Below are 18,041 nucleotides of genomic sequence, written 5' to 3'. Positions count from 1 at the left end.
ACGATGGATAGGATTCCAATATTAAAAATGGGGCCTTTCCTGCTGGTTACTATACAAGTAGACCTGTACGACAGGCTGGCCCTGAACCTGGAAAACGACCTTATCTCGATGGTAAGCAAAACAGGTGCCCGCGGAGTTTTGATCGACATATCAGCAGTAAATATAGTTGACTCCTTTATGGGCCGCATATTAGGTAATATAGCCTCTATGTCGCGTATAATGGATGCTGAAACGGTAGTAGTTGGCATGCAGCCGGCTGTTGCCATTACGCTGGTAGAACTTGGACTAACCTTGCAGGGAGTACACACGGCCCTGAACGTAGAAAAAGGCATGGACCTGCTCTACAATAAAACAGATTTACTTAGCCAACAACAAGACGACGAAGAAGACAGAGAGGACCCAAATGATTACAATGACTAAAGACACGATGCAAATCGTGCGGGAACAAGACGTTGTACCATTTAGGAACCGGGTGCGGGAGATGAGCACAAAAATAGGCATGAGCCTGGTAAACCAGACAAAGCTTATTACTGCTGCCAGCGAGCTTGTCCGGAATATGCTTAAGTATGCCAATGGCGGAAAAACAATCCTTGAAATAGTTAATAAAAACGGGCAAAACGGCGTAAGATTAACTTTTACCGACGAAGGTCCCGGAATAGAAAACATACCACAGGCCATGCAGGACGGATTTTCGACCGGCAAAAGCCTTGGCCTGGGCTTGCCAGGCGCAAAAAGACTGGTAAACGAATTTGATGTTAAAAGTATAGTTGGCCAGGGGACTACAGTTGTAATTACACACTGGAAGAATGGACGTTAAGCACCATCAGCGTTTTTTGCTGGCAGATAGAAGCTTTGCCAATATTGTTAAACGGGATATTACCCGCATTGCGGAGAGTTATGGCTTCTCACCTTCCGAGGTTGGCCGTATTAATATTGTAGTGTCGGAGATGGCATCAAACCTGCTCAAACATTCTCCGCAGGGTGGCGAACTTCTGGTAAAATACACCACTGCCAATGCCCTCGAAATAATATGCTTTGATAGTGGCCCCGGCATGAAAGACCCGCAGCGCATGATGCAAGACGGCTCGTCTACGGCCGGAACAGCCGGCGAAGGCCTGGGTGCTATAGTTCGGCAGTCGCATACGTTCGACATGTACACACAACCGGGTTGCGGCACTATACTGTTGACACGCTTTTACAAAGGCCAGACCGAAGCTCCCAAGCAAACCAATACCTTCCAGATAGGTACTATTATTGTTCCTAAACCAAACGAACAATTCTGCGGCGATGGCTTTGCAGCGACAGTACACGGAAAGCATTGTTACCTGATAGCCTTGGATGGTTTAGGCCATGGCGCAGCTGCCAACGATGCAAGTAGCGAAGCAGTTGCAGCTTTTTTACAACAACATACCACTGATGCTGCCCAGAACCTTCGCCACATACACGCCTCTATCCGTAAAACGCGTGGAGCTGTAGGTACTATAGTTCATATTGATGCAGCTCAGAAACGGATAAGTTATTGCGGTGTGGGCAACATTGCAGGCAGGCTTTATCAAATAGACGGACCAGCAATAGTAAACTCATTAAGCAAGAATATCATGGCTTATAATGGTATCCTGGGGCATAACATTCCGGCTACCCTTAATACACAAACAATTGAGTGGAATAACAGCAAATTACTTATACTACATTCTGACGGCATAAAATCGAGGTGGGACCTGAGCAAATACACGAACCTGCACCGCCACGATGCCAGTATAATTGCTGCCGTAGTTTACCGCGATTTTAAGCGTGATACAGATGATTCGCTGGTTGTAGTTGTCCGTTCTAAATCCTGAGTGTTATGCTGAGAAGCCTCTTAAAAATTAATATTAACAACGAGCTTGATGTGGTGCTGGCTTACAAAAGAGCAAAGCAGCTTTCGGAGCGTTTAGGTATAACAATAGGTAACCAAACCAAATTTGCCACTGCTGTATCCGAAATTTGCCGCAACGTGGTAGAGCATGTGGGAAACGGTAACATACAGTTCAGTATAATAGAAGAGCAAAACGTTAAATACATAGAAGCTATAGTGGCCGACAGGGGGCGCGGCCTGGGCAACATTGATTACTTCCTGAACCGCGAACCAAATGCATTGAATACAAAAGGTACTGGCCTGGCAAACTCCCGCAAACTGGTAGACTATTTTAACATAGAAAGCGAGTTTGAGAAAGGAACCAGAATAACACTGCGCCAGCGCCTGCCACACAACGCCCCTACCGTAACAAAAGCGCTTGCCGAAGAGTGGATGCTGGAGTTTGATGTTGACAGCGTGTCGCCGTATGCCGAGATCAAAAGGCAGAATATGCAGCTTCTGGAAGTAATGGACCAACTGCGTGAACGCAACGAAGTAGCCGAACAGCAACTTCTGGAGATCAGGAGGCTGAACAACAAACTGCAGCAAACCAACCTGGACATACAGCAACTGTTACAGGAACGTGAGGAACAGAACGCCAGGCTACAGGATATAAACGAAGATCTGGATACGTTTGCCCATACCGTTTCGCATGACCTGCGCGCGCCGCTTCAGAATATAAACGGCTTATCCAGAGCCCTGGAAGATTGCCTGAACACCGATAGGGTAAAAGAAGCTAAAGGACTGTTCCCGATGCTTAACCAGCAAACCGCCCGTATGGATCAGTTTATCATGAGCATACTGGCTTACTCGCTGGCAGGCCGCAAGAACATAACGAAAACCGAAACTGAACTGCACGCGCTGCTGGCTGGTGTAATAGGTTTGCTTAACCTTCCCGATCATATAAAGATATCACTCCCGGAAAAACCACTAATACTGCTGACAGAATCCATACTGTTGCACCAGGTTTTCAGTAACCTTATCGGGAATGCCATTAAACACCACGATCTGAACCAAAATGCAAGTATCGAGGTAACCTATAGGCTCCAGGACGACTGGATCTATTTCTCGTTGCAGGACAATGGCCCCGGAATTCCTCCTGAATCGCAAGGCGATATTTTTAATGCCTACCAAACTATAAACATCAATAGCTCCGGCAACAGCACGGGCCTGGGCTTATCTATAGTTAAAAAGATAGTTACCGGTAAAGGCGGCAAAATATGGGTGGAGTCTGAAGGGCGCGGCTCGCGGTTTATGTTTACATGGCCAGCTTCCGAAATAATACAACTATAGATCTTAACTATAGCTATAAAGTAAAAAGGGCCCGCAATGTTAGTTTGCAGGCCCTTTTTTTATGTTTTACGAAACTTAGTTTTTCGAGAAGAATTGTTCCAGCACTTCCTGCACGTCGTGTTTTGTAAGTGTTTTAGAATAATGCTTTTTTACGCGGCTATAGTTCTTCAGGCGTTCGAGGTCGTAAAAGCTGGCCGACGAAGTAAGCATCATAATGATCACATGATCTTTAGCATCTAATTTTCGGCGCTGGTACTCGTCCAGGAAAGAGAAACCATCCATAACCGGCATTTTAATATCCAGGAATATCAGGTCAGGGCAACGCTTGTCTGATGACTGATCTTCGGAACATGCTTCGCTTAAATAATCTATTGCCTCTTTGCCATTGTTATACACCATAATTTCCCTGGCTACCTGCATTTCTTCCAACAGTCGTTTATTCAGGAAATTTGTTGTATCGTCATCGTCAATAAGTAGTACTAGATCAAGCATTGGCATGTCATTTATTTTGAGCAATAATACCGCTATAACATCACAGAGGTTTTATTATAACTGCAAATATCAAATTAAGATTTACTAATTCAAAATTACGGTATAAACTATAGTTAATTCAATACTGATTTTTTTAAAATTCTTTAACTATAGGCACCGGTAAATTGCCTGCGTACGACTCTTGTTATCTGGTTGCAGGCTTAATTGTTACAGGTGCTTTTTGTCGTTTATTTTTCGAGGTACGATTACGCCAGATAATAACTCCGCTTACCCAAAGCAGGGCAGGCATAAGGCCGGTAAAAAACCATAGTATGCGGGTAAACCACCCTCCTATCTCGCCGAAGTGAATAGGCACAAACCAGTTACGGGTAAGCTGGTGGCCGGCTGGTGCAGTGTGTGGCTCATAAGCAAACAATATTTTACCAGTGTACTGATCGATATAAACCTGTGGCCTGTACTCGGGACCTGCGTCTATTTCAGCTGCATTAACCACCGAAAAGTAAACCCTGTCAGCACTGTCTTTCGGCATGATCAGGTTGCGTTTATGGTATCCCGGGTACATAGTTTCCATCATATCCAGAGCCTGTACTATAGTTACCTCAGGCAAGTCAGTGCGATACGTGGATTTTATTTTTGTAACATCTGGTGTTGGCACTTCGGTGCGGGTAACAAAATCTACCACAGCCTGTACCTGTTCTGAGAAAGCAAAGTACACACCTGTTAAACTGACCAGGAACAGTGGAATGATAAAATAAAACCCAAACACTTTGTGCACGTCGTAGTTGCGGCGCTTAAAGCTGGCATTTGGTTTCAGGCGCAGGCCGTCTTTCAGTTTTTTCTTTTTGTAAGGCAACCACAGGTATAACCCCGACGATAGCAATACTACTACCAGCAGCAACGATGCAATACCTGTTATTGTAGAACCAATCTCGCCTATAGTTAGCTGCCGGTGTATCTCCAACACATCTTCCATTACGCCGCGGCGTTTGGCCATTTCGCCAAGGTAAGCCCCGGTGGCGCCATCATAAAATACGAACTCTTTTTTACCCTCCACTTTCACGATGTAATTCTCGAGCTCGCGCAGCGGGAAAAGTATGGTTGCTACCTCGGCATCAAACTGTTTTTCTGCTTTGGCAACTATAGTTCTGGCATCTACAACATCTTTTGTTGGGTTAGAGCTTTGGTAAAGATCGGAATATAAAAGAGCAGTAAGCTCGGGCTGGAAAACATAAACTGAACCTGTAAGGCCAACCACAGAAACTATAGCGCCAGCTGTAAGGCCTACCCAAAGGTGCAGTTGCAGGATCAGTTTTCTCATGAGGTCTTAAAACAAATTAGCGGCACAACCGAAGCTGCGCCGCCAGATTTTAGCAAAACTATAGTTTATTCAGATTAAAAGCGAACACCTATTGTACCTTGCACCGATAAAGGAGCGCCCGGCATGATGGCTGTCGCTGATTGTGAGCCATCGTAATATTTCACGTTTGTCAGGTTGCGTACATTTATGGCTGCGTGGTATTTTTGGTTGTCGTAATACACGGTGCCATCGTAACGGGTGTAGCCCGGTAATCTGAAGCTGTCTGCAGCATCAACCGGTCTGTCGCCGAAGCTGGTAAAGCCACCACCAATGCCAAGTCCTTTCATAGGTCCGTCCTGTATTTCGTATGTTGTCCACAGGCTGCCACTGTGCTCGCTTACGCCTCTGAAGCGCTTGCCGATATTAGTTGCCTTAGTATCTTTAACTATGCGGGCATCTGTGTAACTATAGGTGGCAATTACGTTAAGGCCTGTCGCAATTTCACCGGTAACATCAGCTTCAAACCCTTCGCTTCGCACTTTACCGATCTGCATACTATAAGCGTTGTCCGATGGGTCAGTAACTTCTACGTTACGGCGGGTGATGTTAAAGTAAGCGGCCTTTAGGTTGATCTTGTCGTTCAGCAATCCTGATTTAATACCTGCTTCGTAAAGGTCTGATGTTACAGGTTCAAACGCTTCGCCATCTTTGGTGCGACCGACTTCCGGCTGGAAACCCTTAGACCAGTTACCGTAAACCGATACAGGTCCTGCCACTTCGTAAAGCAAGCCGGCGCGTGGGTTTAAGGCTGTATTGCGCTGCGTTGTAATTACTTCTGAGAAGGTGTTTGTTGCTTTGTCCAGTTTTTGGTTTACTTTCTCCAGGTCCCAGATGTCGTAACGGGCACCCAGTAATACTTTCAGTTTCTGGCTTATCGATAAAAAGTCCTGCACATACACGCCGTATAGTTGGGTGTTGTCGCGGTAGTCGTCTCCGAAGTTAAGTTTAACCTGCTTTAGCTTACTGTTATACTTCGGATTGTAAACATTCAGGGTATCGTAGTTTCCACGGTTATACCAGATATCAAACATAGAGCGGGCAACTTCTACCCCAACTACTGTTTTATGTTCGAAAGCTGCGCCTGTTTTAAACGTAGCATATAGTTCGTTCTGTGTGGCAAAGTTACGCTCAAAGTTATACTGGTCCTGCAAACGACGGATCACCTTAGAGTTGGAGTCGTCTTTCTTAGGGATGCCGGCAAATTCTACGACTGTTCTTTGCTCAGAAGAATAGGTAAAGTTAGAAGCGTGGCGCAAACTGAACATGTTGTTGAAACGATGCTGCAAATTATACTGCACTAACCTGTTCTGATGTATGCCCACATTGCCCGGTTCGCCGATAGAACGGTTGGTTGGAACATCAGCAATCACGCCATTAAAGGCAACTATACCCCTGTCCGAAGCCTGGTCATGGTCCAGGTACTCGGCTTCAACTGTAAGTGAGGTTCTGTCGGAGAAATCATACGTAAAAGCTGGCGCAACAAAGAAACGTTTAGTGCTTACAAAGTCACGGTACGTATCGCCATCTTCATAAACGGCATTCAATCTGTACTTCAGTGTTTTTTCTTCATTCAGGGCACCGCCAAAATCTATAGCCGGCCGGTACTGGCCAAAGCTGTTAGCCGTTAACTGTATATCGTGAAAGGTAAAGGCAGTAGGTTTTTTGGTTGTGATGTTTACCATACCGCCCGGGTCGCTTACGCCATATAATACCGATGCAGGGCCTTTCATTACTTCCAGCTGCTGTATATTGGCTGTCTCACGGAAAGTACGTACGCTGTTACGGAAGCCGTTCTTGAATATACTTTCGGTACTTGTTCTGAAACCCCGGATCTGGAAAATATCAGTACGGCCACCAAAACCGGTCTCCATTGTTACGCCACTCACGTTGCGCATGGCATCATCCAGGCGGATAACCTGCATCTGGTCCATGGCGCGGCGAGAAATGATCTGAACTGATTGCGGCACCGACTTTAAAGGAGCTTCCATTTTAGTAGCTGTAGACCCGATCGGCTGCACAAATTCACCACTCTTACTTGCCGTTATAACTACTTCGTTCAGTTCTGTAGCTGTAGATGGCAGTAAAAAGTATTCTGTTATAGTTGATCCGCCTTTAACGCTCACTTCGCGCTTTACAGTAGTATAACCAATGCCATTTGCAACCAGGGTATAGTTACCCGGCGCCACAGATTTGATCACGTACTTTCCTTCTTCGTCGGTAGTAGTACCAACGGTAGTGCCTTGTAAAGCAACGCTAATACCTAACAGCGGCTCATTTCTTTCGGAAACTATTCGTCCTTCAATACGGCCAATGCTTTGCGCAATAGCAACAGGTGCAACGAACAGAAAAACTAACAGGATAAGTAGACTTCGGGACATGAGTATGTTCTTGTTTATTTAGATTAATTCTAAGCAGACACAAAAGTAAAGACCGAATTGATAAGCACAAACGATTTATTTAGATTTTTTCTAAATAGTGACAAAACTCACTTTTCTAACTATAGCCAGTGCTTAACTATATCCTTTTCAGCTTTTGGTAAGTATGTAGGAAGTATAACATCAAACAGAATTAAAGCTACTTATATGGATACATATAACATGAAGCCCGAACACATGCGTGCACCCGATAACCTGAGCCGCGAAGAGATACAGAAAAGCCTGGACGAACTGGATAGTAAGATAAAAACCCTGCGAGCGAAAGTGAATGCCACTACTGCCGACTCAAACCATACCTATCATGAGCACATTGCCGCCCTGGAAAAGAAACGCGAATTGATTGCCAACAAACTAAACGACACCGAAGATACCCATGACAAGTGGCAAAACCTTCGCAGCGGCCTGGACAACCTGAAAAACGACATCGAGAATATGTTCAAATAAACTATAGCTATAGTTTATAATGATTTGAAAACAAAAAGCCCGGCTACGTTACAGCAGCCGGGCTTTTATAGTTTATAGTTATAGTTGCTTAACCAACCACAGGCTCTCTGAAACCTACCCACGTAAAGCGCTTGATCACGAACTCAGGGTTAGTGAAAGAAGCATTACCGGCAGGGTTGCCACCTGTTACATGGAAGTCTGAGAAACTCGCATTCTGGTTCACGAAGATACCACCTGTCAGGTTAAAGCTAACCGGTGTACCGGCAAGGCTCATCTCATCCATTATCTTTTCTTTTACAGCCGGGTCTGTGGTATAAGCACCGCACGAAATAGCGCCATGTTCACGGGCCATGTCACTGGCAAGCTCAATGCTCTGGTCTGTATCTTTTGTTTTGATGATCAGCATGATCGGGCCGAACAGTTCGCGGCTGTAGCTTTCCTTGTTGCTGGCATCTACTTCATAGATAACCGGTGAGCAGGTACGCGCATTCGCAAACATCGGGTTGCTGAAATCGCAGGTAGTAAGCACAGCATTACCGCCTATAGTTGAAGCGCCTTTTACACGCTCTGTAGTGGCAGGGTTCTGGATAGCGCCTAAAATGTGCGGACCAGCTTTCGGGTTATTAACCAGGCCGGTTACGGCATCAGCCAGTTTCTGAACTACTTCTTCATAAGGTACTGTTTCGCCACCTACTTTAATGCCTTTTTCCGGGATAAAGAAGTTCTGCGGAGCCGTACACATCTGGCCGGAGTATAAGCTAACCGAAAATGCCAGGTTCTGCGCTACTTTGTCCAGGTCATCAACAGAGTCAAGGATAATTGAGTTAACGCCGGCTTTTTCTGTAAATACCGTCTTCCCTTTCAGGCTTTCGATATAGTTACCAAACTCCGTACCGCCGGTATAGTCTATCAGTTTTACTTTCGGGTTTTCGGCCAGTTCTTTTGTAATCAGTCTGTCTTCAGCATCAACGGCCAACTGGCAGATGTTCGGGTTCAGACCGTTTTCAGCTAACACTTTCTGCACTTCGGCTACAACTATAGCTATTGGCAAAACGGCTTTCGGGTGTGGCTTAACGATAACCGGGTTACCCGTAACAAGGCTTGCATACATGCCCGGCACCGTGTTCCAGGTCGGGAATGTAGAGCAACCAATAACCAGTGCCACACCTTTCGGTACCGCTTTCCAGCTTTTGTTCAGTTTCAGATTGTATTTGCCCATCGGCTTTTCCCACTCCGTACTTTCCGGGAAACGGGTCATTTCTTCGTAACCAGATGCAATGGCTTCCAGAGCACGGTCAGCAGCGTGCGGACCCGATGCCTGGAACGACATCATATAGGCCTGACCAGTTGTGTGCATGGTGGCATAAGCTATCTCGAAGAAACGGGTCTTCATGCGTTCCAGCGATTCTACCAGTATAGCAGCGCGGTCGGCTGGTTTTACTTTACGCCACTGGTGGAACGCTTCTTCGGATCTGCTGATAAGTGTTTCCGGGGAAAAGAACGGGTATTTAACGCCCAAAGGCTGCTGCTCGTAAGGCGAATCTTCCTGCCCTGTCCAGCTTTCAGGATTTTCCTGTAGCAGCTCTTCGAACTTATTATTCAATCTGGATGTATATTTTTCGCGGCCTTCTTTGTCAGCGTTCTCACCGTAAACTTCCGGAGTCGGATTCTCAGGGTAATGCGCAAAAAAAGTTCGCTCGTGCAGGGCACGTACGGCGGTGTCAAGTGTAGTTTGGTGTTTGTCTGCCAGGTTAATAGCCATAGTTTTTCAGAATTATGCTTTTAAAATGATCGGGTATGATCCAACCTTGGAAAGTTACGTAAAAAAACAGAAAGGTTTGGGTGTTATTGGGGTAATTCGCCTTATATTTAAAAGTGTTTTAGTGCACTTACCTTAGTTACAGGTACAGTTCTTATCATCAACTTAGATTTTTAATTTTTGGTATAAATGTTTACCCTACTAAAGGCGCCCTTCCGCCAGGGATGTATTGCGTTCATCCTCCTTCTATTGGCTTCGGCGCCAATTTTCGCACAGCAGGTTGGTCATGGTTCCCGCACCGTGCCTCACACAGTTGTGTATAAACTAAAATCAGACCCAACCAAAGCTCGCTACGCTACATCAAACAGCTCTTTACAGGAAGCGCTCATAAAGGTCAGGGCAAAAGATGTACACCAGAAATTCCCGAACCGGGGGGCTGCAGCCAGTTTACGCCGTGCATCTATAGTTGATATAACACAGATCTACCAGGCAACCTATAGTTCAGACCTTAGCTTTGAAGCTGTAAAATGGACCCTGATGGCAACCGGACAGGTAGCTTACGTAGAGCCGCTTTACCTGCGCGAGCCGCTCTACCAGACCTCAGATCCTTTCTCGGATTCTACCAAAGTTACTGCTTACCACCTTAAACTTATAAAAGCTTACGGAGCCTGGGATATACAACAGGGTGATACTAACATTGTTATCGGCATTGCAGACACCGGTTTCCGGACAGACCACCTGGACCTGAAAGACAATATAAAGTATAACTATGCTGACCCGATAGATGGGATAGATAACGATGGCGATGGATACACCGATAACTTTGCCGGCTGGGACTTTGCTGACCGCGATAACAATGTATCAAATGCTCCGCGTTGGGGAAGCCATGGTATGAGCGTAGCTGGCGTGGCTGCCGGTACACCCAACAATGCAACGGGTATTGCCGGCGTAGGCTACAAAACTAAATTCCTGCCACTAAAGGTATTTTCATCGAACGCTGACGGCACATTTGGGGGCGGTTACGAAGCTATAGTTTATGCTGCCGAAAAGGGCTGCAAGATCATTAACCTCTCGTGGGGTGGCGAAGGCTTTTCGCAGTACGAACAGGATATCATTGATTATGTAGTGCTGGAAAAAGATGTGGTTGTGATTTCAGCGGCGGGTAATACCAAAAAGCAGCTAAACCTGTACCCTGCTTCTTATAACAATGTACTGTCAGTGGGCGGCTCTGATAAAAGCGACTATAAGTACAAAGATTACACCTGGAGCCACTACATGGACCTGATGGCACCAAGTGTCGATATTTATTCCACTACAGTAGGCAATAACAACTCGTACGGCTACAACTGGGGAAGTTCGTTTGCCTCGCCGATGGTTGCGGGTGCCGCAGCTTTGGTTCGCGCCCAGTTCCCCAACCTGAATGCACAACAGGTGATGGAACGCCTGCGCGTAACAACAGATAACGTTTCACACTTACCTGCCAACCAGCCGTTCGTAGGTATGATGGGCACCGGCCGACTTAACATAAAAAAAGCACTAACAACACAGAATTTAAAAGCGATACGGTGCACAGACTTTTTTGTACAGAATAACCGCTCCGCTCAATCAGGCAGCACGGTAGCTATCGAAGCTTTTTTCCAGAATATTCTTAGTCCTGTCAGCAATACGCTAGTTACGTTATCCACTTCGTCGCCATATGTTACCATTGCAAACCCGGAACTGGCGTTGGGCACTTTGGCAACGATGGGCATTGCTGATAATCGCCAGAATCCTTTCCTGGTTTCAATAGCTCCTGAAACGCCTCTTAATACAACTATAGCCTTGAAGCTAACCTATACGGATGGCGAATATTCTGATTTCCAGTACTTCGAGCTAACTATAAACCCTGATTTCCATACGCTGGATGCCAATAATGTGCGCATTACTGTTAACAGCAAAGGAAACCTGGGCTATAATGGACTCAATTTTTCGCAAGGTGCGGGCATGCAGTACAAGGGCAGCAGCAGTATGCTGTTTGAAGGCGGCCTGATGATAGGGACTTCAGCAGAACGTGTGTCCGATAACCTGCGTAACGCCAACTGGCAGAACGACGGCGATTTTACACCTGTGCAACCGGCCCGCATTTACTATGATGCCCCGCTCGCAACACAGGAAGTACATGGCTTCATGCGCGATATCTACCCTTCTACCATAACAGTAGGTGTGGAAGTAAAGCATAAAACATTATCCTGGGGTACAGCCCCTGACATGGATTATGTTATCCAGGAATTTACGATCAGAAACCCGACCACAGATACGCTTAAGAATGTATCGGCCGCGCTGTTTGCTGACTGGGATATTGGCGTATATTACCAGAATGCCGCTGACTGGGATGCAGAAAGAAACCTAGGATATGTTTACAATACAACTGCTCAGCTTCCTGTAGTCGGTATAAAATTACTTACACCCAATGCGCCAGTCTATTACGCCATTAATAACATGGGGGCAGGCGGTAGCGTTGCCGTAGAAGATGGCTTTACCAATGCCGAAAAATATGCGCTGCTAGCTGGTGGTGTAGCCCGCACAAATACTACAGGTACAGCTAACGGTGATAACGTTTCGCATGTGGTAGGCGGACTTATACCTGTTATTGCACCTGGCCAGAGCCAAACTGTTACTTTTGCCATCCTTTCCGGCGATAACCTGGAAGCACTCCAACAACACGCCGACGCAGCACAGTTAAAGTACAAACAGGTAAAAAGCGGGCCCGCTCCGTTGGCTATAGAGAACACTGTTTGTGAAGGAAGTACATTTACCTGGGCTCCTACCGGCGGTACCAACTATAACTTTTATGCCGACCCTGAGAAAAAGACCTTGCTGGGCCGTGGCAATAGCTTTACCATTAATAACTTCACCCAGAACACTATAGTTTACGCTACCAATGCCGACTCCTTGTTTGAAAGTGAAGTTGCGCCTGCACACATTAGGTTACCACAGCAACCGGAAGCAGATTTTGAAGCAGGCTCTGTTGTATTATTTGCCAATACGCCTGTTACGTTTGAAGATAAGAGTACGAATAGCGCTAACTGGAAATGGAAATTTGGGACAGAAGATATTGCAACCGATAAGAACCCTAGCTATACGTTTGCATCGCCAGGCACTTACCAGGTAACGTTACAGATAACAGACCCAGCCGGTTGCCTTGAAGACAGTGTTACTAAAACATACTTTGTCAGGAAGCAGCTCTCGAAAGATAAAACTGAAAGGAACGCCCAGCTTACAGATGTATTCCCGAACCCTACAACAGGCCTTGTGCGCATAAACTGGGCAGCAGACCCACAGGCTGGCGCAACTCCCGAAGTGTGGTTCAGCGACCAGGTTGGCCGCAAGTTCAAGGTAACGGTATCTAGCCAAAGTTCGAAAGAATTGGTGTTTGACTTTAAAGGTATACCCAATGGTTTGTACATTGCCCACGTTACTTACAAAAATACCAGCTTTATAAAAAGAATCATGCTGATGCGATAAGAGCAAACTATAGCTAACTATAAAAAGAGAAAGGCTTTACGAATTGTAAAGCCTTTCTCTTTTTAGTTTACATTCATTATAGTTATGTCCTTGCTGTGTTTTTTCATCAGCAAGTAGTAAAAGCTGTATAGTTGGATTGTTGGTGAAAACACCAACAATGGCTCATTCTATCTAGCTAAAACTATAATTATAGTTTACCACAAAAACAAAAAGGCCTCACCGATTGGTAAGGCCTTTTGGATATAGTTAGCGGCTAAGCTTATGCGTTAGCATTCTGCTTATGCTGTAAACGGATCAGGTTTAATGCTGAACCAGCTTTGAACCACTCGATCTGGCCTTCGTTGTAGGTATGGTTAACCATGAACGTGTCTTTAGAGCCATCTTTGTGGGTCAGAACAACCTTTAAAGGAACACCTGGTGTGAAGTTCTCCAGCCCCAGGATATCAATTGTATCGTTCTCCTCGATCAGGTCGTAATCCGCTTTGTTAGCGAATGTAAGACCTAACATACCCTGCTTCTTCAGGTTGGTTTCGTGGATACGTGCGAATGACTTAACTATAACGGCACGAACACCCAGGAAGCGCGGCTCCATGGCAGCATGCTCACGAGATGAACCTTCACCATAGTTCTCATCACCCACTACAACAGTACCAATACCAGCAGCCTTGTACGTACGGGCAGTTGCAGGTACAGTATCATAACCACGGGTCATGTCGTTGTAAACCTTGTTAGCCTCACCGTTGAATGCGTTAATTGCACCGATCAGCATGTTGTTAGAGATGTTATCCAGGTGACCGCGGTATTTCAACCATGGGCCAGCCATCGAAATGTGGTCAGTAGTACACTTACCTTGTGCTTTAATAAGCAGCTTCAGGCCTGTCAGATCAGTGCCTTCCCATGGCTTAAAGCCTTCCAGTAACTGCAGACGATCTGATTTCGGATCAACTACAACATCTACAGTGCTGCCATCCTCAGCTGGGGCTACATAACCTGCATCCTCTACAGCAAACCCATCAACAGGTAACTCAATACCTCTTGGCTCATCCAGTTTTACCTGCTGGCCATCTTTGTTGGTTAAGGTATCAGTAAGCGGGTTAAATGTAAGGTCGCCGGCTATGGCAAAAGCAGTTACGATCTCTGGCGACGCCACAAACGCGTGTGTGTTCGGGTTACCATCGTTACGCTTCGCAAAGTTACGGTTGAATGACGTGATGATAGAGTTCTTACGCGTAGGGTCGTCGGTATGACGCGCCCACTGACCGATACACGGACCGCAGGCGTTAGCCAGTACAACACCACCCATCTGAGCGAATGTATCTAACAAACCATCACGGGCAGTTGTGTAACGCACCATTTCAGAACCCGGCGTGATCGTGAACTCAGCTTGAGCAACCAGGTTTTTAGTTACTGCCTGCTCTGCAATAGATGCAGCGCGGGTAATATCTTCGTAAGATGAGTTGGTGCAAGACCCGATAAGACCTACCTCTAATTTAGCCGGCCAGCCGTGCTCTTTAACTACAGCAGCGAACTGAGAAATTGGCCATGCAGCATCCGGTGTGAATGGTCCGTTTACGTGTGGCTCTAAGGTAGAAAGGTCGATCTCGATCAGTTGATCGTAGAAAGCAGCCGGATCAGCGTATACTTCATCATCTGCGCGCAGGTGCTCAGCCACTTCATCAGCCATCTGAACGATCTCTTCGCGATTTGTTGAGTTTAAGTAAGCACGCATGCTGTTGTCGTAAGCAAATACCGAAGTAGTTGCACCGATCTCAGCACCCATGTTACAAATAGTACCTTTACCGGTACAAGACATGCTCTCAGCACCTTCGCCGAAATACTCCACGATAGCGCCTGTACCACCTTTTACAGTAAGGATACCAGCCACTTTCAGGATCACGTCTTTCGGAGATGTCCAGCCGTTCAGTTTACCTGTCAGCTTCACACCTATTACTTTCGGGAATTTAAGCTCCCAGGCCATACCGGCCATTACGTCAACGGCATCAGCACCACCAACACCGATCGCTACCATACCCAGACCACCAGCATTTGGTGTGTGTGAGTCCGTACCGATCATCATACCACCCGGGAAAGCATAGTTCTCTAACACTACCTGGTGAATGATACCTGCACCCGGCTTCCAGAAACCGATGCCGTATTTGTTTGATACCGAAGCAAGGAAATCGTAAACTTCTTTGTTTTCTGTGTAAGCGTCTTTCAGATCTGAATCTGCGCCTGTGCGGGCCTGGATCAGGTGATCGCAGTGTACCGTAGATGGAACCGCAACGGTAGGCTTGCCAGCCTGCATGAACTGAAGCAAGGCCATCTGTGCCGTGGCATCCTGCATCGCAACTCTGTCCGGAGCGAAATCTACGTAAGATTTTCCGCGCTCATAAGCCTGCGAAGCGTTGCCTTCATATAGGTGTGCATACAGGATCTTTTCAGTCAAAGTCAGCGGTCTGCCAACTGTATTACGGGCCGCCGAAATGCGCTCACCCATACCGGCATAAACTGCCTTGATCATTCCTAAATCAAATGCCATAGTTTTGCTATTGTTAATGTATAAAATGCTTCTTTTCCGAAGTTCACAAATGTACGAAATCTGGACGCTATTCAGCAACATTAGAGCCCACGAATATAACCTTTACACTATAAACAAGTATACCCCGTGCCTTGTTTGGCTTTTACAGATTCGATAATGTAATTTTACCCCATGAAACGTACCTATTCTAATACTTCTGCAAGGCTGATTTTGTTATTTACCTTGCTACTAACTGCAGGACTTAGCTCCTGTAACCAGGATAAACCTGAAACAACTACCACAACTATAAAAGCCGGTACCTGGCGCGTTGCCCTGCAACATGCCGGCGGTGTTGAAATTCCGTTTATCATGGAAGCCGAAACCCGCAATGACAGCACTATTTTATACCTGGTCAACGGTGAAGAGCGCATCCTGGTAGATGAGATTACAACTGTAGGAGATTCTGTAAAAGTAAGGCTTCATATTTTTGATGCGGACCTGATCGCGAAAGTGGATGACGGAAAAATGGCCGGCCGCTTTGTGCGCAACGATTTAACGTATCCGTATTCCGTGCCTTTTACAGCTGAGCACGGTAATACAAACCGCTTTAAAGCTGACCCGGCTGATGCAAACTATAGTTACGATGGCAAATGGGAAGTAGTGTTTACAGACACAACCGGCAATAACTATAATGCAGTAGGTGTATTTAAACAGAATGGTAACAAGCTGACCGGCACTTTCCTGACTGAAACCGGCGACTACAGGTACCTGGAAGGACAGGTAGATGGAAAGCAGCTGAACCTGTCTACGTTTGATGGCAACCATGCTTACCTGTTCACGGCAACTCCGGAGGATGAGAACACACTGAAAGGCGATTTTTATTCGGGCATGAACTATACCGAAACATGGACTGCCAAACGAAACGCCAACGCCGAACTTGCCGACGCTAACACCTTAACTTTCTTAAAACCTGGTTACGAAAAGCTGGACTTCTCTTTCCCGCAAATTGATGGCAGCGGCAACATTTCGCTGAGCGATGAAAAGTATAAAGGCAAAGTAGTACTGGTGCAGTTGCTGGGTTCGTGGTGCCCTAATTGTATGGATGAAACCAAGTTCCTGGCGCCTTACTATGACAAGAATAAAGACCGTGGCCTGGAAATAATAGGGCTTGGATTTGAACGCAGCCCCGAGTTTGAAAAGGCAGCCCCTCGCCTTCAGAAAATGAAGGACCGCATGAATGTGAACTATGACCTGGCAGTAGCCGGCACATCAGATAAAGAAGCAGCCGCTAAAGCTTTGCCAGCCCTGAACCACGTACTCTCCTTCCCGACCACCATTTACATAGGTCGCGATGGTAAAGTACGCAAGATACACACTGGTTTTTCAGGACCCGGTACTGGTAAATACTACGACGACTGGGTAGCGGATTTTAACAAAACCATGGAAGAACTACTGGCTGAGAAATAGTTATTCGTCATTCGGCAACTATAAAAATACCCCCTCTTGTTTTCAGGAGGGGGTATTTTTTTGTCTTTTGATGATGCGAGTTTGTAACTCGTGCCTAACTATAATGTTGGGTTTGTAGCTCAACTGGCCGGAGGCCCCACTATAGTCCGACACGAGCGAGGACGATCGCGCCATAGCATATTATAGTTCTGGCTTCTTCAACCTTACAATCCTGAAAGTACCATTCAAAGCAGCAGGCTCATTTAATTCTATAGTTAGAGAAGTGTGGCTAACTATAGTTCCGATGCTGCGGTTGATGTCGGAGAACAGGGTGCTGGCTATCTGGTTAAAGAACTGGCGAACTATAGTTGGCTTTTGTCCGTCCGGCAGAAACTTATCGAAAACCATAACTGTGCCGCCAGGTTTTAGCACCCGTTCCACTTCTTTTATACACGCTACAGGGTCAGGGATAACAGCGAGTATCAGGTGGGCGATCACGGCATCAAAACTGTTATCGGCAAACTCCAACTGCTGGCCATTCATTACGCGGGCATCAACCGGTATCCGTAATTTTTCAGCGCGCTCCTGTAGTTTGGTTATCATGCCGGGTGTGATGTCGATCGCTGTAAGATTGGTATAGCCTTGCAGGTAAGGCAAGTCAAGGCCGGTGCCGGCTCCAAGTATAAGGATAGCATCCTCGGGTTTAGCTTGCAGCAGTTCTACAGATCGCTTTCTGTACTTCCGGAAAATGCGGTCAGCAATAAGGTCGTAGATGGGGAGGTACAGCGTGTACCGTAGGCGGTTCCAGGTGTTGGTGTTCAGGCTCATTTTTTCATAGGTTATTTTGCGTTCACAAAACTATCCTACTATAGCCCTACTCCATTACAAATTTATAGTTG

Annotated in this window: 13 protein-coding genes; 7 read left to right on the top strand and 6 right to left on the bottom strand. The window is 46.2% G+C overall.

Annotated features, from left to right (window positions below; genetic code table 11):
• Window positions 1-3 precede the first annotated feature (3 nt).
• Genes ABS362_RS08795 through ABS362_RS08780 form a run of 4 tightly spaced genes read left to right on the top strand, consistent with a single transcriptional unit; the run spans window position 4 to window position 3,187 of the window.
• The gene (locus tag ABS362_RS08795; RefSeq protein ID WP_350412053.1) at window positions 4-420 is read left to right on the top strand and encodes an STAS domain-containing protein; all 417 of its coding nucleotides are present in this window, start codon (window positions 4-6) and stop codon (window positions 418-420) included.
• Window positions 413-817, top strand: a complete 405-nt coding sequence (locus ABS362_RS08790; protein WP_350412052.1) for an anti-sigma regulatory factor — start codon at window positions 413-415, stop codon at window positions 815-817. Before ABS362_RS08795 ends, ABS362_RS08790 begins: the two co-directional genes overlap by 8 nt.
• On the top strand, window positions 807-1,838 hold the full coding sequence (locus ABS362_RS08785) for an ATP-binding protein (RefSeq protein ID WP_350412051.1): 1,032 nt from the start codon (window positions 807-809) through the stop codon (window positions 1,836-1,838). The genes ABS362_RS08790 and ABS362_RS08785 overlap by 11 nt, the downstream gene beginning before the upstream one ends.
• Before the next feature lie 5 nt (window positions 1,839-1,843).
• Complete coding sequence (locus ABS362_RS08780; RefSeq protein WP_350412049.1) at window positions 1,844-3,187, top strand: ATP-binding protein; 1,344 nt, start codon at window positions 1,844-1,846, stop codon at window positions 3,185-3,187.
• 75 nt (window positions 3,188-3,262) lie between these two features.
• Here the strand turns inward: ABS362_RS08780 and ABS362_RS08775 are convergent, their stop codons facing one another.
• The 3 genes from ABS362_RS08775 to ABS362_RS08765 all read right to left on the bottom strand — a co-directional run bounded on the left by ABS362_RS08775 (window position 3,263) and on the right by ABS362_RS08765 (window position 7,414).
• Window positions 3,263-3,679: a response regulator gene (locus ABS362_RS08775; RefSeq protein ID WP_350412048.1), complete on the bottom strand. Its 417-nt coding sequence runs from the start codon at window positions 3,677-3,679 to the stop codon at window positions 3,263-3,265.
• A gap of 184 nt (window positions 3,680-3,863) precedes the next feature.
• Window positions 3,864-4,997: a PepSY-associated TM helix domain-containing protein gene (locus tag ABS362_RS08770; protein ID WP_350412047.1), complete on the bottom strand. Its 1,134-nt coding sequence runs from the start codon at window positions 4,995-4,997 to the stop codon at window positions 3,864-3,866.
• 74 nt (window positions 4,998-5,071) lie between these two features.
• On the bottom strand, window positions 5,072-7,414 hold the full coding sequence (locus ABS362_RS08765; protein ID WP_350412046.1) for a TonB-dependent siderophore receptor: 2,343 nt from the start codon (window positions 7,412-7,414) through the stop codon (window positions 5,072-5,074).
• Between the two features lie 204 nt (window positions 7,415-7,618).
• Here ABS362_RS08765 and ABS362_RS08760 point away from each other — a divergent pair, with 204 nt between their 5' ends.
• Window positions 7,619-7,915 carry a sll1863 family stress response protein gene (locus ABS362_RS08760; protein WP_350412045.1) on the top strand — a complete coding sequence of 99 codons (297 nt, stop codon included), beginning with the start codon at window positions 7,619-7,621 and terminating at the stop codon, window positions 7,913-7,915.
• A gap of 88 nt (window positions 7,916-8,003) precedes the next feature.
• Here ABS362_RS08760 and paaN read toward each other — a convergent pair whose 3' ends face one another.
• Window positions 8,004-9,677 carry a phenylacetic acid degradation protein PaaN gene (gene paaN / locus ABS362_RS08755; RefSeq protein ID WP_350412044.1) on the bottom strand — a complete coding sequence of 558 codons (1,674 nt, stop codon included), beginning with the start codon at window positions 9,675-9,677 and terminating at the stop codon, window positions 8,004-8,006.
• A gap of 186 nt (window positions 9,678-9,863) precedes the next feature.
• On the opposite strand from paaN, the gene ABS362_RS08750 reads away from it, so the two are divergent.
• Entirely contained in the window at window positions 9,864-13,178 is a 3,315-nt protein-coding gene (locus ABS362_RS08750) for a S8 family serine peptidase (protein WP_350412043.1), read from the top strand.
• Window positions 13,179-13,437: 259 nt separating this feature from the next.
• Here the strand turns inward: ABS362_RS08750 and ABS362_RS08745 are convergent, their stop codons facing one another.
• Window positions 13,438-15,717 carry an aconitate hydratase gene (locus ABS362_RS08745; protein ID WP_350412042.1) on the bottom strand — a complete coding sequence of 760 codons (2,280 nt, stop codon included), beginning with the start codon at window positions 15,715-15,717 and terminating at the stop codon, window positions 13,438-13,440.
• Window positions 15,718-15,888: 171 nt separating this feature from the next.
• Here ABS362_RS08745 and ABS362_RS08740 point away from each other — a divergent pair, with 171 nt between their 5' ends.
• Complete coding sequence (locus tag ABS362_RS08740; protein ID WP_350412041.1) at window positions 15,889-17,163, top strand: peroxiredoxin family protein; 1,275 nt, start codon at window positions 15,889-15,891, stop codon at window positions 17,161-17,163.
• A gap of 180 nt (window positions 17,164-17,343) precedes the next feature.
• Here ABS362_RS08740 and ABS362_RS08735 read toward each other — a convergent pair whose 3' ends face one another.
• Window positions 17,344-17,970: a class I SAM-dependent methyltransferase gene (locus ABS362_RS08735; RefSeq protein WP_350412040.1), complete on the bottom strand. Its 627-nt coding sequence runs from the start codon at window positions 17,968-17,970 to the stop codon at window positions 17,344-17,346.
• Between the last annotated feature and the right edge of the window lie 71 nt (window positions 17,971-18,041).

The sequence above is a fragment of the Pontibacter populi genome (genome assembly GCF_040278685.1).
GTDB classification, from domain to species: Bacteria; Bacteroidota; Bacteroidia; order Cytophagales; family Hymenobacteraceae; genus Pontibacter; species Pontibacter populi.
The sequence above is the reverse complement of the archived record's forward strand: the minus strand, read 5'-3'. Positions and strand labels throughout refer to the sequence as shown.

Coding starts and splice junctions, on each gene's coding strand:
- ABS362_RS08795 (WP_350412053.1), top strand. CDS start 4: ATGGATAGGATTCCAATATTAAAAATGGGGCCTTTCCTGCTGGTTACT.
- ABS362_RS08790 (WP_350412052.1), top strand. CDS start 413: ATGACTAAAGACACGATGCAAATCGTGCGGGAACAAGACGTTGTACCA.
- ABS362_RS08785 (WP_350412051.1), top strand. CDS start 807: ATGGACGTTAAGCACCATCAGCGTTTTTTGCTGGCAGATAGAAGCTTT.
- ABS362_RS08780 (WP_350412049.1), top strand. CDS start 1,844: ATGCTGAGAAGCCTCTTAAAAATTAATATTAACAACGAGCTTGATGTG.
- ABS362_RS08775 (WP_350412048.1), bottom strand. CDS start 3,679: ATGCTTGATCTAGTACTACTTATTGACGATGACGATACAACAAATTTC.
- ABS362_RS08770 (WP_350412047.1), bottom strand. CDS start 4,997: ATGAGAAAACTGATCCTGCAACTGCACCTTTGGGTAGGCCTTACAGCT.
- ABS362_RS08765 (WP_350412046.1), bottom strand. CDS start 7,414: ATGTCCCGAAGTCTACTTATCCTGTTAGTTTTTCTGTTCGTTGCACCT.
- ABS362_RS08760 (WP_350412045.1), top strand. CDS start 7,619: ATGGATACATATAACATGAAGCCCGAACACATGCGTGCACCCGATAAC.
- paaN (WP_350412044.1), bottom strand. CDS start 9,677: ATGGCTATTAACCTGGCAGACAAACACCAAACTACACTTGACACCGCC.
- ABS362_RS08750 (WP_350412043.1), top strand. CDS start 9,864: ATGTTTACCCTACTAAAGGCGCCCTTCCGCCAGGGATGTATTGCGTTC.
- ABS362_RS08745 (WP_350412042.1), bottom strand. CDS start 15,717: ATGGCATTTGATTTAGGAATGATCAAGGCAGTTTATGCCGGTATGGGT.
- ABS362_RS08740 (WP_350412041.1), top strand. CDS start 15,889: ATGAAACGTACCTATTCTAATACTTCTGCAAGGCTGATTTTGTTATTT.
- ABS362_RS08735 (WP_350412040.1), bottom strand. CDS start 17,970: ATGAGCCTGAACACCAACACCTGGAACCGCCTACGGTACACGCTGTAC.